Origin of the sequence: Cecembia lonarensis LW9, from assembly GCF_000298295.1 — a bacterium.
Taxonomy (GTDB): domain Bacteria; phylum Bacteroidota; class Bacteroidia; order Cytophagales; family Cyclobacteriaceae; genus Cecembia; species Cecembia lonarensis.
This window is the reverse complement of sequence record NZ_AMGM01000045.1, coordinates 1-13,645: the sequence shown is the minus strand read 5'-3', so window position 1 is coordinate 13,645 and position 13,645 is coordinate 1. Positions and strand designations below refer to the sequence as shown.

Annotated in this window: 15 protein-coding genes; 9 read left to right on the top strand and 6 right to left on the bottom strand. The window is 39.3% G+C overall.

Features of this window, described 5'->3' with window-relative positions:
* Positions 1-82 precede the first annotated feature (82 nt).
* Complete coding sequence (locus tag B879_RS13395) at positions 83-1,873, bottom strand: tetratricopeptide repeat protein (RefSeq protein ID WP_009185728.1); 1,791 nt, start codon at positions 1,871-1,873, stop codon at positions 83-85.
* Between the two features lie 75 nt (positions 1,874-1,948).
* Here B879_RS13395 and B879_RS13390 point away from each other — a divergent pair, with 75 nt between their 5' ends.
* Complete coding sequence (locus tag B879_RS13390) at positions 1,949-2,167, top strand: PspC domain-containing protein (RefSeq protein ID WP_009185727.1); 219 nt, start codon at positions 1,949-1,951, stop codon at positions 2,165-2,167.
* Here the strand turns inward: B879_RS13390 and B879_RS13385 are convergent.
* Both B879_RS13385 and B879_RS13380 read right to left on the bottom strand, forming a co-directional pair.
* The gene (locus B879_RS13385; protein WP_009185726.1) at positions 2,164-3,156 is read right to left on the bottom strand and encodes a glycosyltransferase family 2 protein; all 993 of its coding nucleotides are present in this window, start codon (positions 3,154-3,156) and stop codon (positions 2,164-2,166) included. The two genes, B879_RS13390 and B879_RS13385, sit on opposite strands and share 4 nt — an antisense overlap.
* Positions 3,156-3,488 (bottom strand): YbaB/EbfC family nucleoid-associated protein, encoded by a 333-nt coding sequence (locus tag B879_RS13380; protein WP_040400683.1) that lies wholly within the window; start codon positions 3,486-3,488, stop codon positions 3,156-3,158. Before B879_RS13380 ends, B879_RS13385 begins: the two co-directional genes overlap by 1 nt.
* A 208-nt stretch (positions 3,489-3,696) precedes the next feature.
* Between B879_RS13380 and B879_RS13375 the strand changes: the two genes are divergently transcribed.
* Entirely contained in the window at positions 3,697-3,978 is a 282-nt protein-coding gene (locus B879_RS13375; RefSeq protein WP_040400681.1) for a hypothetical protein, read from the top strand.
* Positions 3,979-4,030: 52 nt separating this feature from the next.
* Here B879_RS13375 and hisS read toward each other — a convergent pair whose 3' ends face one another.
* Entirely contained in the window at positions 4,031-5,398 is a 1,368-nt protein-coding gene (gene hisS, locus B879_RS13370) for a histidine--tRNA ligase (RefSeq protein ID WP_009185723.1), read from the bottom strand.
* A 90-nt stretch (positions 5,399-5,488) separates the two neighbouring features.
* Between hisS and B879_RS22880 the strand changes: the two genes are divergently transcribed.
* Positions 5,489-5,632 (top strand): hypothetical protein, encoded by a 144-nt coding sequence (locus tag B879_RS22880; RefSeq protein WP_009185722.1) that lies wholly within the window; start codon positions 5,489-5,491, stop codon positions 5,630-5,632.
* A 53-nt stretch (positions 5,633-5,685) separates the two neighbouring features.
* On the opposite strand, the gene B879_RS13365 is transcribed toward B879_RS22880, so the two are convergent.
* Entirely contained in the window at positions 5,686-6,186 is a 501-nt protein-coding gene (locus B879_RS13365) for a metallophosphoesterase family protein (RefSeq protein WP_009185721.1), read from the bottom strand.
* A gap of 71 nt (positions 6,187-6,257) precedes the next feature.
* Here B879_RS13365 and B879_RS13360 point away from each other — a divergent pair, with 71 nt between their 5' ends.
* Both B879_RS13360 and B879_RS13355 read left to right on the top strand, forming a co-directional pair.
* A complete protein-coding gene (locus tag B879_RS13360) occupies positions 6,258-6,680 on the top strand; it encodes a rhodanese-like domain-containing protein (RefSeq protein WP_009185720.1) in 423 nt (140 codons plus the stop codon).
* A 119-nt stretch (positions 6,681-6,799) separates the two neighbouring features.
* Positions 6,800-7,777, top strand: a complete 978-nt coding sequence (locus B879_RS13355; protein WP_009185719.1) for a pyruvate dehydrogenase complex E1 component subunit beta — start codon at positions 6,800-6,802, stop codon at positions 7,775-7,777.
* A gap of 80 nt (positions 7,778-7,857) precedes the next feature.
* Here the strand turns inward: B879_RS13355 and B879_RS13350 are convergent, their stop codons facing one another.
* Positions 7,858-10,374: a TonB-dependent receptor gene (locus B879_RS13350; protein ID WP_009185718.1), complete on the bottom strand. Its 2,517-nt coding sequence runs from the start codon at positions 10,372-10,374 to the stop codon at positions 7,858-7,860.
* A 255-nt stretch (positions 10,375-10,629) separates the two neighbouring features.
* Here B879_RS13350 and B879_RS13345 point away from each other — a divergent pair, with 255 nt between their 5' ends.
* From B879_RS13345 to B879_RS13330, 4 genes are all read left to right on the top strand, one after another.
* A complete protein-coding gene (locus B879_RS13345) occupies positions 10,630-11,703 on the top strand; it encodes a sensor histidine kinase (protein WP_009185717.1) in 1,074 nt (357 codons plus the stop codon).
* Positions 11,700-12,443: a LytR/AlgR family response regulator transcription factor gene (locus B879_RS13340; protein WP_009185716.1), complete on the top strand. Its 744-nt coding sequence runs from the start codon at positions 11,700-11,702 to the stop codon at positions 12,441-12,443. The genes B879_RS13345 and B879_RS13340 overlap by 4 nt, the downstream gene beginning before the upstream one ends.
* 171 nt (positions 12,444-12,614) lie before the next feature.
* Positions 12,615-13,091: a nucleoside deaminase gene (locus tag B879_RS13335; RefSeq protein WP_040400679.1), complete on the top strand. Its 477-nt coding sequence runs from the start codon at positions 12,615-12,617 to the stop codon at positions 13,089-13,091.
* A gap of 20 nt (positions 13,092-13,111) precedes the next feature.
* Complete coding sequence (locus B879_RS13330; RefSeq protein WP_009185714.1) at positions 13,112-13,642, top strand: hypothetical protein; 531 nt, start codon at positions 13,112-13,114, stop codon at positions 13,640-13,642.
* Positions 13,643-13,645: the final 3 nt, after the last annotated feature.

Below are 13,645 nucleotides of genomic sequence, written 5' to 3'. Positions count from 1 at the left end.
TTTCATTTTTGGAAATTTTTTAAAAATGTCAACGCTATTAATAAGTGTTTTTATAAAAGGTTTTATTTAAATGCGAAAGGTCTTATTTGAAAAGATCAAGAAATTCACCTTCCTCTCTGAATCCTTCAAAAAGAATATCCTGCATAGCCCTTTCTCTCAAAAAAGCAGATTGTTCAATGGCCTTCCGAAGATATTCATAAAAGACCTGCCTGTCCCTACTGACCGCAGCTATCATGGCCAAACCATAAAACCCATACCCATAGTCTCTATTGGCCTGTACACTTTCTTCAAAAGCCACGCTTGCCTGGTAAAAATTGTCGGCTAAAAAATAAGCCAATCCTTTATTGAAAAGGTTAACCTCGTCTTCTGGCGCCATATTCAAGCGGATAGTGGCCAATTTGTAATCCCCATTTCTGATATCTAATGCACCACGAAGTCCTTCATTGTATCTTAGAAATTCGTCATTTTCACTCCTTTCCAAACCGGAAGCCTGTGAAATGGCCACATAAGCATCAAAAAAATCCTGACGTAAAATCAGGGCGCGTCCTAAATTATGCATGGCAATTGAAGTGGTTCTAAGCTTGTTGGATTGACGAAACATCTCCACTGCTTTATTGACCAATTCATTTCTTTGATGCAAACCCAACTCCCGTTGAGCCTGGTTCATGTAGACTACCCCAAGGTTGTTATAGGCTAGTTCCGAGGGAGCAAGCGATATCAGTTTATTAAAGATGGCTTCTTTCTCATGCAGTCGTTTAGCCTCCTGCCCTATGTATATCAAGTCCTCTGTTGTCAAATCATCCAAATGCCTACCTTCCTTGAGCATATCGTAAACTTTTACGGCAATTTCAGGATCACTCAACCGGATATTTTCCAGGATAACGGTAATCCTTCCTGCTCTTAATCTTGGAAAAATATCGCGGGACACCTGATTAAAAGTTTTCAGGCGTCTCATTTGCGTGAATTGTTCCTCAAAACCAAGATCCGATTGTAAAATTTTATAGTAGGGCTCCTTTTCCTCCCACCCCATCTTGTCATACTGCCCCAATAATACCCTAAAATCAAACCAATCCTTCCTTCTAAAATCAGTTTGTGTAGGCACTGTCCTGAATTCACTTTGGTTGTATAAGGTGGATTTTAATTGTGCAGCCCTCTTTTCAGCAAGATCTGTTTGTGCCAACTCCCTGTTTTCCGGAGCGTGTAAACCAACAATCCTAACTTCTTTCACCCTAAAACCAGGCTCTCCCTTTTTTAATAGTTCTTGAAGCTTAGCCGGAAATGGGGCAGCACCTAAATTGTATGAACCCAAGGCAAAAGGAATCAGAAAGTCACGCTCCTCTTGTATATTGATGCTGGAGAAATCCATTAGCATGTATTTACCAATCTCCTGAATGGGTTCATCTGGCGTAATTTGGCCCATCCTGGCCAAAAGCGGGACGGTATTCAGGCCTTTTGCCAAAGGTTTTCCAGCAATAGGAAATGATTTACCCTTCTTCTCCAGCTGCGCATTCAGCACCAGTTCTCCGTTATCCATGCCTGGCAAATACGGGAAAACGATACTTCTGTTGATCTTGGTCTCCGAATGTGGTACGGCAAACCTTCCATCAAATGGTATAAATTCACCCAGATTCAAAACCCCTCCATCATAATGATACTCAGGAAAGAATAGAACACGGGTATCAGCTGTAAGGTACTTAATAGGAAGGCCCCCCTGAATGGTAAAGCGGATGGAATCCCTGTGAAAAACAAGGTACTCGGGTTTGGCAAACACCCCATCCAACAAATTTTCATATTGATATATTTTTGGACTGCAATAAAAAGATGCCGAACAAAATAAAATTACCCAAAAAAAGACTGTTACTCTTCTAAACATTTTGGCACGTTTATGGCTTTGTAGTATATTAAAATTTATTTGCTAACTTTATCCAACAAAAGGACTCCAACCATTATGAATAAGATCAAATTGTTTTTTGAAGAAAGGGCTTTTGGGGTTTGCTCCAGACTAGGCGAGAAATTAAACTTCCCAATTGACAGCATACGGTTGTTTTTCATTTACAGTTCATTTGTCACCCTAGGCTCACCAATCATTCTTTACGTCAGCATGGCAATGATGATGAAAGTTAGGAAATATTTAAGGAAGATGAACAACCCTGTGCTATTTGATTAAGCTTGCAGGAAGGTTTTTCTGCCTTTGATGTAGTATTCCCATAGCAGGAATTGAATTTCTCCGTTACGCTGGCACTCCCTATTAGTGGCTACTGAAGATTGGTTTTTGATTCGGTTAAAATCGTGATGGGCCCTGAATACCATTTTGGCATGGTCTAGATTTCCCTTCATCATAAATACAAAGGCAGCCAAGGTATCTAAGACTATCCTGGAACAATATACCTTTATCCAATCTCTATTGGGAAGATTCTTTTTTAATGTGGTTAGGTTATTTCTAAAATTCAGATAGGTTTTTTTGGGGTTGGAATGAGCCAAAGTCGCACCACCTACATGGTAAATTCCGACTTGACCATAATATTTGAACAAATAGCCCTCACACCGCATCCGCCAACACCAATCTATTTCTTCCATATGGGAAAAATATGAGGCGTCAAAACCGCCACTTTCATGGAAAATTTCGGACTGTATAGCCATACATGCACCGGAAACCCAATCTACCGTCACTTCATCATCATACTGTCCCCTGTCTTTTTCAATGGTCTCAAAAAATCGGCCCCTACAATAAGGATAACCCAAACTATCAATAAAGCCTCCTCCCGCGCCAGAATGCTCAAAGTGATCCCGCTGCCCAAAAGATAAGATTTTAGGCTGTACTCCTGCGACATATGGATGCGCTTCCAGGTATTTGATCAGGTTTATATCCCAACGGTCGGTGACTTCAACATCCGAGTTGAGCAGGATATAAAATTTATATTTGCCCTGGATGCTTCTAAATGCTTCATTATAGCCTCCTGCAAAACCAAAATTCTGTTTCAAAGAAATGAGTCTAACCTGAGGGAAATTTTCTTTCAGAAGATCAATAGAGTTATCTGAACTGGCATTGTCTGCCACATATACTGGAAATGTGGAATATTTGATGACACTTGGTAAAAACTTACTTAAAGTTTCTACTCCATTGTAATTCAATATGACTATGGCAGCCTTTTGCATCAAAACATATTCCCGAAATCCATACCCGGTATATTAGGCATCATGCCATCTGTAGCAGACTTCAACTCATCTTTGATTTTAATGTCAATGGCTTCCATAGCCTTATTGGTCGCAGCCACCACCAAATCTGCCAGCATTTCTTTATCCGACACATTGACTAAGGAGTCATCCATCTGAATAGCCTCCACTTTCCTATTCCCGTTGACAACAACTTTGACCATTCCCGCACCGGATTCTCCTTCAGCCTTCAAGTGAACCAATTTGGCCTGAGCTTCTTTAATCTTAGCCTGAGCCTCTTTCACCTTATTCATAATACTCATGATATCAAACATAGCTTCATTATTTAGTGCGCAAATATAATCTTTTTCAAGGACTGGAACCATGAACCATAAAAGCGATTTTATATGTATTTATCCGTTTAAAAAAATCTAAAGCCGCTAATAATAACTATTAAAAAATTTAATGCTTCTTTTGAAACATTTTTCGAAATTTTTCGAATATAAGCTATCCAAGACCCTATCAATCTCAATCAACAACACCATGAAAACCGTAGAAATTATCGCAAAAGAAAATATAAGAGACCTAAAATTCTGCAAAAAAGAAGTACTCCCCACAACGGAAGAAAGAAAAAAAAGAGGATTCGACCTAAACAGGGCCCAATCATTGGGTAATCTGCTTAAAAACAAAGTCTATATCACTTTCGAAACAGCAGATGAAAAAATCTATCGTGTCCATACCACCATTTGGGCAGTTGGCTCGGATTTCGTCTGCCTGAAATCAGACATCTGTATCCCCATTAATTGTATACTGGAAATTGAATAAATAAACCGCAGCGCATCTTTTTGAAATCCCCAATAAACCCTTGGGGATTTTTTTACTTTAATTTCATAACGAATTCCTCGAGGCTCAAAGTCTCCTGTTTTCCACTTGACAATTCTTTTACACTCAGCTTGCCTAACTCCATCTCATTATCCCCAAGGATCACAACAAACGGTATTTGCTTCTTGTCTGCATAAGTAAATTGTTTTTTGATTTTGGCTTGGTCGGGATATAACTCAGCCGCAATTCCTGACTTCCTTAATCCGTTCAAAATTTTTAAGCCATAAGCAAATCCTTTTTGGTCGAAATAGGTTATCAGTACCTGGGTTCTTTCTAGGTTTTCCTCAGGAAAAAGTCCTAACTCGTCCATCACATCATAAAGCCTGTCTACCCCAAAAGAAAAACCTACCCCTGAAACACCATCCAATCCAAAAACTCCGGTAAGGTTATCATATCTTCCTCCCCCACTCACGGAACCAATGGACACATGATGGACCTTCACTTCAAAAATAGCACCGGTATAATAAGAAAGGCCACGGGCCAATACCACATCAAAATCCACAAATTCCTGATTATCCCCATAGGACTGAAGCATGTGAAGCACCTCCTCCAACTCTCCTATACCTTGAAGACCAATAGCTGAATCCGCCAAATAACTTTTCAAAAATTCTAATTTCGCCTGATTGCCTTCCTTGAGGTCAATGATCGGACTAAGCCTATGGATAGCATCTTGGGTAAAATTACGGTCCAGCAACTCTTCTTGCACCTTCTGCCAACCTATTTTATCCAATTTATCGATCGCAACACACAACTCTCCTTCCCTACCAGCTTCACCAATGACTTCGGATAAACCTGTAAGGATTTTGCGGTTGTTGATTTTGATGCTGTAATCCTTGAGACCCAAATTTGCAAATACACGTTTGATCATTAAAATGATCTCCAACTCACAAAGCAAGCTGTCTGTCCCTACAATATCAGCATCGCACTGGTAAAATTCTCTATACCTTCCTCTTTGGGGACGGTCAGCCCTCCACACAGGCTGGATCTGAAAACGCTTGAAAGGAAAACTGATCTCATTTCGATTCATCACCACATACCTGGCAAAAGGCACCGTCAAATCATACCGCAGGCCTTTTTCTGACACTTTGGGCAAAACTGCAGACCCACCAACTTCCAAGTCCTCCTGTGTTACATTTTTTAAAAATTCCCCACTATTGAGAATTTTAAAAAGCAATTGATCCCCCTCATCACCATATTTACCGGTCAAAGTACTTAAATTTTCCATAGCTGGGGTTTCCAACTGCTGGAAACCAAAAAGTTTGAAGGTATCCTTAATGGTATCGAGTATAAAGTTCCTTCTCGCCATTTGCAATGGACCAAAATCTCTTGTTCCTTTCGGTAAACTGGGTTTCTGAACAGACATATTTTATTTTAATTTTGCCCAAAGGTAAGTAAATTCAAAATTTTATTGTAGTTTTGCGCTTCATTTGAGATCACATAAACAGATAAGACGATGGCTGTTACTACTTTAAAAAGAAAATTGAGAAGAAAGAGACAAGGTCAAAATACTAGGGTAATCAAGATCAAACAATTGAGTGCTAAGCCAGTAATCAAAAATGTAGATATTGAGGAGCTTAAAAAAAGCTTTGATAAATAATTTTGAACCTTCTCTAAAAAGAAATTTGAGGGCATTCCTGAAGGTTTGCCCTTTTATTTTCCCCTTTTCCCCAATTCTACGACCCGTAGATTTTGAACTTTCCCTTGCGCTACATCAAAAAGCAACATGGTGCGCATCATGTGAAATCCCTGTTGACCAATAGCCCCTGGATTCATATAAAGACAATTCAAGTTTTTATCATATTCCACTTTGCAGATATGAGAATGTCCACAGACAAATAATCCTGCCTGATAATCTTGTATTTTTTCCTTAACTCCTTTGGCATATCGAGGAGGTTTACCTCCAATATGCAGCATCAATACTTTCAGTCCTTCTATTTCGAAGGTCAATTCTTCTGGAAATCTCGCCCTTGCTTGGACATCGTCGATATTGCCCGTTACAACGCGAATGGCTTTACCCTTTGGTAATCGATCCACAACATCTACATCTCCAACATCACCTGCATGCCAGATTTCATCCACATCCTTCAAATGATCCATAATGTTCCCATCCAAGTAACTATGGGAATCTGAAATCAAGGCAATTTTGACCATAACTGAATTAGCTTAGAAATAATCCTTATTTTTGTATTCATGCAATTTCAAAATTAAACGCGCCAATAAAAATGAAAACTTATATATCTTACCTTCAAATTACTGCTATAATTTTCTGTCTTTTATTTTCCCTGGCCTTTATCAACAATGCGTTTGCACAAGAGGGTGCACCAAAATTGAGTCCGGATCAGTTTGAAAAAAAAGCCAACAAAAATAAACGCCATGTCATGCTGGACATAAGAACCCCTGAGGAAGTAGCTGAGGGATATATTGAAGGGGCAGAATTCATAGATTTTTTAGGTGGGTATTTTGAAGAAATCCTGGAAGAACTTCCCAAAAACAGAGTGTATTATGTCTATTGTAGATCTGCTAGGCGTACAATTCCTGCCACAGAAAAAATGAAAGCGCTAGGGTTTAAAAAAGTGTACATGCTGGAGGGAGGACTCAATAATTGGATGGAAGCTGGCAAACCTGTTGTAAGCTCCCCAAAATAAGCGGAAGATAACCTTTTATCCATTTGTAAATAAAACTTAGAATTTCAAGTCCCCTGTCCAAATGTTTTTTGGATTTGAGGGATTAGTTCCTATTTTTACGCCCGAAAATCTAGTCAATAATGAGAGTTATTCAATTCAGAGAAGCATTAAGAGAAGCTATGTCCGAAGAGATGAGACGCGACAAAGACGTGTTTCTCATGGGAGAGGAAGTAGCAGAATATAATGGAGCCTACAAAGTTTCACAGGGTATGTTGGATGAGTTTGGCCCGGACAGGGTTTACGACACTCCAATTTCAGAGCTTGGCTTCGCCGGATTGGGTGTAGGTGCTGCAATGAATGGCCTAAAGCCAATCATAGAGTTTATGACATTCAATTTTTCCTTGGTAGCTATAGATCAAATAATCAACTCTGCAGCCAAAATGTTGGCCATGTCCGGTGGTGCTTACAGTGTACCGATTGTTTTCAGAGGCCCAACAGGTAATGCAGGCCAGTTGGGAGCGACTCACTCTTCCAATTTCGAAAACTGGTTTGCCAATACACCGGGCTTAAAAGTGGTAGTACCTTCCAATCCTTATGATGCCAAAGGTCTTCTAAAGGCTTCTATCAGAGACCCGGACCCAGTGATTTTCATGGAGTCTGAGTTGATGTATTCAGATAAAGGTGAAGTTCCTGAGGGTGAATACCTACTACCAATCGGTGTTGCAGATATCAAAAGAAAAGGCAAAGATGTAACCATAGTTTCTTTCGGAAAAATGATGAAAGTTGCCTTAGAAGCTGCTGATGAACTTGCCAAAGATGGTGTTGAGGCAGAGGTGATAGACCTAAGAACAGTAAGACCTATTGATTATGCATCCGTAGTAGAATCTGTTAAAAAGACCAATCGCTGTGTGGTTGTGGAAGAAGCCAATCCTTTGGCTGCTATTTCTTCAGAAATCACCTACCATCTTCAGAGGAATGCGTTTGATTATCTTGATGCTCCGGTAATCCGGGTAAACTCCATGGATGTGCCCCTGAGTTATGCACCTACTTACATTGACGCCACAATCCCGAATGTTCAAAGAACACTAGAGGCTGTAAAACAAGTCATGTACAAATAATTGGATTATAATCATTTCATAAAAAAACCACTGCTTGACGGCAGTGGTTTTTAATTTTTATTAGGATCAACTGTTTCACCTTAATTATTCATCATCGCTCCACCGGCACCTTCTCCTCCTTCTTTCACGTCATCATTGCTTACACCTCTACGCTTTCTCCTACTAGGCTCCATGCTCAATTTCCCAATTCTATAATTGAAATTGATTTTGAAGTTCATATTTCTCATGCCTATGACACTTTGTTGCATGATGTTTGGCGTTAGCAATTCATTTCTTATTCTAAATTCAGTTGTAAAAAAGTTTTCCGCACCAAATCCAATGCTTCCTCTGCGCTCATTGAACTGCTTGTTGATATTCAAACTGTACATGCCAAATCCTCCAGCAGAACCCTGCAACTGCACCTGTCTTCCTCTCATGAAGGCAAAAGACTGTAACTGCCAGTTGTTCGGTAAGGTGTAATTGGCAAATAACCTACCGCTCAACACAAACCCTTGGTTGCTTGCTGCATACATCGGGTCCTCAAGGCCGTTATTAAGATCTGCATAGTAGCCATCAATACTGCCATTGAGTGAAAATTTTCCAGAAAGGTTGATATTTGAGAATATGGAGAAACCATATGCCCGCTCTTGCCCAATATTTTCAAAGGTTGTAAAGATTACATCATCATCCATAACTGTTCGCACAGGTTGGATTGACCCAGTAGTATTTCTGAAATACGAGGTAAAATTCAATGTCAAAGCCTTTGTGAAAGTACTATAAGAAATCTCATAATTATCTGTCAATTCAGGATCTAACAAAGGGTTACCTTGTGAAATTTGCTGTGGGTTGGCCGCATTGATGTTAGGGTTTAAAAAATTAAGAAAAGGTCTTTGGACCCTGCGGTTATAGGCCGCCTTCAGCATATTCCCCTTTTGAAACTTTCTGCTCAAGTTTAGGCTAGGGACAAACAAACCATAGGAGGGAATGTCGGTCTCCAGTTCTGCATTTCTAAAATCTGCATCAATGGCTGTATACTCATACCTTAAGCCTGCCTTTAACCCATAATTCTTGAGAACTGTGGCAGTATAGGATGCATAACCTGCTGTCACATTTTGATCATAACTGAATTCATTGGAAAAGGCTATGTCATCTATCTGTATAAACTCCCCATCTGAACCTTCTGCTGTAAAATATGCGAAATCACTTTGTGCTCTTCTTAAGATATTTTTTGCACCATATTCCAAAATTTGATTTTTCCCGGACCCTAAAGGATTCACATAGTCAAGTTGAACGGTGAATTCTTGGTTTCTTCCAAGGTTATTGTTTTTAATTCGGCTGGCGATATCGGTAAATGTTCCATTGTAGAGGCTGTTCACAAAATCATTGGTCAAGTTGTTCTGACTGTATAAGGAAGAAATGCTGAATTCTTTTTGAGGCTTATCATAGGTCTTGGTGTAGTTGAAATTGACATCCACATTATTGTTGAGGTTTCTTATATCCACATCTCTCAATAAGGAAGAAACCAATTGCTCTTCAAAGAAAGTCTCTGTCAATAAGCCATCCTGCCTATTGTTCATATTCCTCAAACCAAAACTTACAGATGCCGTCATGAAATTGTATTTGTCGATATCATAATCCCAACCCAGGTTGTACCTACCAAACATCATGTTATTTCTGGTATCCGCTGTTTGAAGGATATTGAGCGTGGTTCCATCAGCATTGGTCACCTTTTGGTTATTATCAAATGAGCCGATGATATTGTACCCTGCTCTTCCAAAGCCACCTAAAGTCCAACCCATTTTTCCCTGCTTGAGATTGGCGTTAAGCCCTAAGTTTGAGCCTCTAAGTCCAGCACTACTATTGATATTCAATGTGGCTCCCTGCAAGTTATTTTTCTTGGTCACAATATTGATTACGCCACCGGTTCCCTCTGCATCATATTTGGCAGATGGGGAGGTAATCACTTCAATGGATTTGATTTCTTCTGCCGGAATCTGTTTTAGGGCTTCGGAAACATTAGTAGCCACTATAGCGGATTGCTTACCATTGATCAATACCAAGATATTGGAACTTCCCCTCATGGAAACATTGCCATCCATGTCTACCGAAAGCATAGGAACCCTGCGCATTACATCTGTAGCATCGCCACCGATAAGGGTTTTATCATTCTCTGCATTATAAATGGTGCGGTCTACTTTTTCTTCAATAAGATCTCGCTGCCCAACTACCGTCACTTCTTCTAAGGCAACCGCTTCTGCTACAAGAATTACGTTACCCAGATCATAAACTGGACTGCTTTCTGTAATCACAATTTCAGAAGTCAAATAGCGATCAAATCCCAGTAAGTTAATCTGGATTTGATAGGTGCCAACACCAAAATTTGAAAGCACAAATTCTCCATCGAAATCAGCTACGGCCCCTGCTTTAGTCTGACCACTTTCAGGATCCAATAAAGCTACGGATGCATAGGGTACAGGAGCTTCTGTACCTTTTTCAAGAATTTTACCGGTAATTTTGAATACTGGCCTTTCTGATTCCTTATCTTGTGCCTGTAAAGGTTGGGCAAATATTGCTAGAATGGCAAAAATTGTAAGTAATAGTTGGTTTGTCTTTTTCATCTCTGCAGGTTGCGGATAGTTTACAGCAACAAAGGAATGATATTGTTATTTCAAAAGAAAAAGCGATAGACCGTTCTCTCCTTTTTCTCGACAGAAAGCATTTTTTAACAGACAAACCCTAAAGGTTTATCAAAAAACCAAACTTTATCTTTTAAATACAGGTATTCATCGGCTTAATCAAGGGATCGGTAGATACTTTTGGTAAAAACGTAAAATTTTATTTTAGTTTACCGAAAATTCACCTACATTAATTCTATGGAAAGCAGCGGCTTGAAAAAAAACATCACCATTCTGATACATATACTTGCCTGGTTGGTCATCGGCTTGGTATTGTTTGTTCTTTCCCCTTTGTCTGCTGGAGTAGAAAGACCTATTGAATTTTGGATCAAGCAGGGAATCATGTTTTCCTTCCTTATTGGTATTTTCTATTTCAATTACATATACCTCATTCAGCATACCTTATTTAAAAATAGGACTTCAGTATTTTTGATTGTCAATTTATTGGCAGGCCTAGCTTATGTTGGGCTACTTATATTATATGATGATTTTGTAGGCATGCAGGAGATCATGCACAGGACCTTCCGCCCGGATGTTCCTTACACGCCTAGGCCAAGAAATTACTACTGGGATATTTCCCATCTTCTGGTGTTTTACATGTCAGTGGGCATCAGCACTAGCATCGCTACGGTTCAAAAATGGCAAGAGGATGAAAAAATCAGGTTAAAACTGGAAAAAGAAAAGACCAACTCAGAACTTTCTTACCTGAAGGCACAGATCAATCCGCACTTTTTTTTCAATACCTTGAACAACATCTACTCTTTGACCAATATAGACGTAGAAAAAGCCAAAGCAGCATTATTGAAATTATCCAGAATGATGCGTTATGTCCTCTATGAAACAGAAAAAAATCAAACACTCCTTTCTAAGGAGGTTGATTTCATCCAAGATTTTCTGGAACTGATGAAAATGAGGCTGACCCATAAGGTGAAACTTGAAATCTATTTACCGGATAAAGTAAGTGATGTAGAGATAGCCCCGATGCTGCTATTACCCATCATAGAAAACTGTTTCAAGCATGGGGTAAGCTCGCAGCAGGAAAGCCATATTCTTATCAGGTTAGAAAAAACTCCGCAAGAATTGCATCTTGAAACGAAAAACACCATATTCAAATCCAGTGAAAACACGCCTGAAGGAAAGGCTAGTGGTATTGGCCTGATCAATACCATGAGGAGATTGGACCTGCTGTATCCCGGAAAATACAGCCTTACGATCGATAAACTTAATCCTGAGAACGAATACCGCTTACATTTAACTTTGAAAATCAAATGAAAGTCCGCTGCATAGCCGTTGATGATGAGCCCCTTGCGCTGGATCTGATCAGTAAATTTATCGAGCAGACCTCTTTTCTCACCCTAGAGGCAAAATTTGACAATGCTATTGCTGCCTTGGGCTTTCTGAACCAAAAGGAAATAGATCTGGTTTTTCTTGATATTCAAATGCCCGATCTATCCGGGATGGAACTTGCTAGGATACTCGAAGGGAAACAATCACCAAATAAACCAAGAATAATTTTTACCACTGCCTATAACCAATTTGCCATAGAAGGATATAAAGTGGATGCCCTGGACTACCTCCTTAAACCTTTTAGTTACGAAGAGTTCCTGAAAGCCTCTACCAAGGCTTTCCAATACATAAAGCAGAGCAAAGACAGTAAACTGGATCATGGTTCAACTTCCCATACTGGAGCTGACTTCATTTTTCTCAAGGTTGAATACCAATTGGTCAAAGTAATGCTTCAAAACATTACCCATATTGAAGCTTATAAAGACTACGTAAAGGTCTATCTCAAAGACAAAGATAGCCCCTTACTTTCCCTTACCAGTATGAAAAATATGGAAGACCTTCTTCCTCAGGAAAGGTTTATGCGGGTTCACCGCTCATTCATTATCAATTTGGATCATATTGATTCTGTTGCCCGAAACGTGGTGCAAATCGGAGGGCATCAAATCGCAGTGAGTGATAATTACAAAGATAACTTCCAAAGATTCCTTAGCCAATGGACTGGCTGAACACAGCTTTTCCAACCACAGAATAAAAACGCTTTTTAAGCTATAAGTAAAAGAATAAAATTTCAATTTCAATTTTTTTTGTATTCAAAAAAAGAAGTTTATTCTTAACATTTGGTCAAAAATCCCGTAAATAATAATGAACTTTATTTTGGAAAGCATTCTGAAATACCTATGAATGAGGAACAAAAGGCCTATATGAAAATGGCCGTCGATCTTTCAAGATCTGGAATGGAATCAGGCAAAGGGGGGCCTTTTGGTTGTGTTATAGTTAAAGACGGTAAGGTAATTGGCATAGGTTCCAATTCTGTATTGGAAACCAATGATCCTACTGCACATGCTGAAATTGTGGCAATAAGAGATGCCTGTCGCAACTTGGGCCATTTCCAATTAGACGGCTGTGAGGTGTATACCTCTTGCGAGCCATGCCCCATGTGTCTTGGTGCTATTTATTGGGCTCGCCCATCAAAAGTTTTCTTTGCAAATGATAAAAGGGACGCGGCAGAAGCTGGGTTTGATGATGATTTCATCTACCAGGAACTGGAATTACCTTATGAAAAAAGGAAAATACCCTTTGAACAAGGCATGCAGGATACTGCTAAAGAAGTATTTCAGGAATGGATTTTGAAGGAAGATAAAACATTATATTAAATCAAAAATAAAAAGCAACCATGAAAAAATTAGGAATAATTCTACTGAGCATCATTTTCTTGGCCTCTTGTGCCAAGGAAAAAAGTGTTGAGGAAAGATACGTATATGAAATAGACAAAGTGGTAGATATTGAAACGGGCGATGAATATTTTATGGAGGAAGACGATGAAATCACTGTTATTCACAGCGATGGAACCAAGGAGGTAATTTCTTTTGAAGAAGCTCCTTTTTATGAAAGCGCCTTATCAGAGGATTTTCTAAGATCCATGGAAGAAAGGCTTCAAGAAAGAAAATTAAAGTTACTTGAAGAGAAAAGGGAAAAAATTAGAGAAGTAAGACGATCAAGATATGCCAATATATCAGATGATGAATTACTTAGCCAATTCAAGCAAGCCCATAAAGACCAATTGAATCTCAGCAGACAGATTGATATGATTGCAGAGTTAATAGACAGAGGGGTAATTGCAGAAGATGAAGCACCAATTATGCTGGAAATATCTCCAGAACTTATTGACTTTGATGTGGAGCTGGAAGAACCCATCGAGAATTAAATG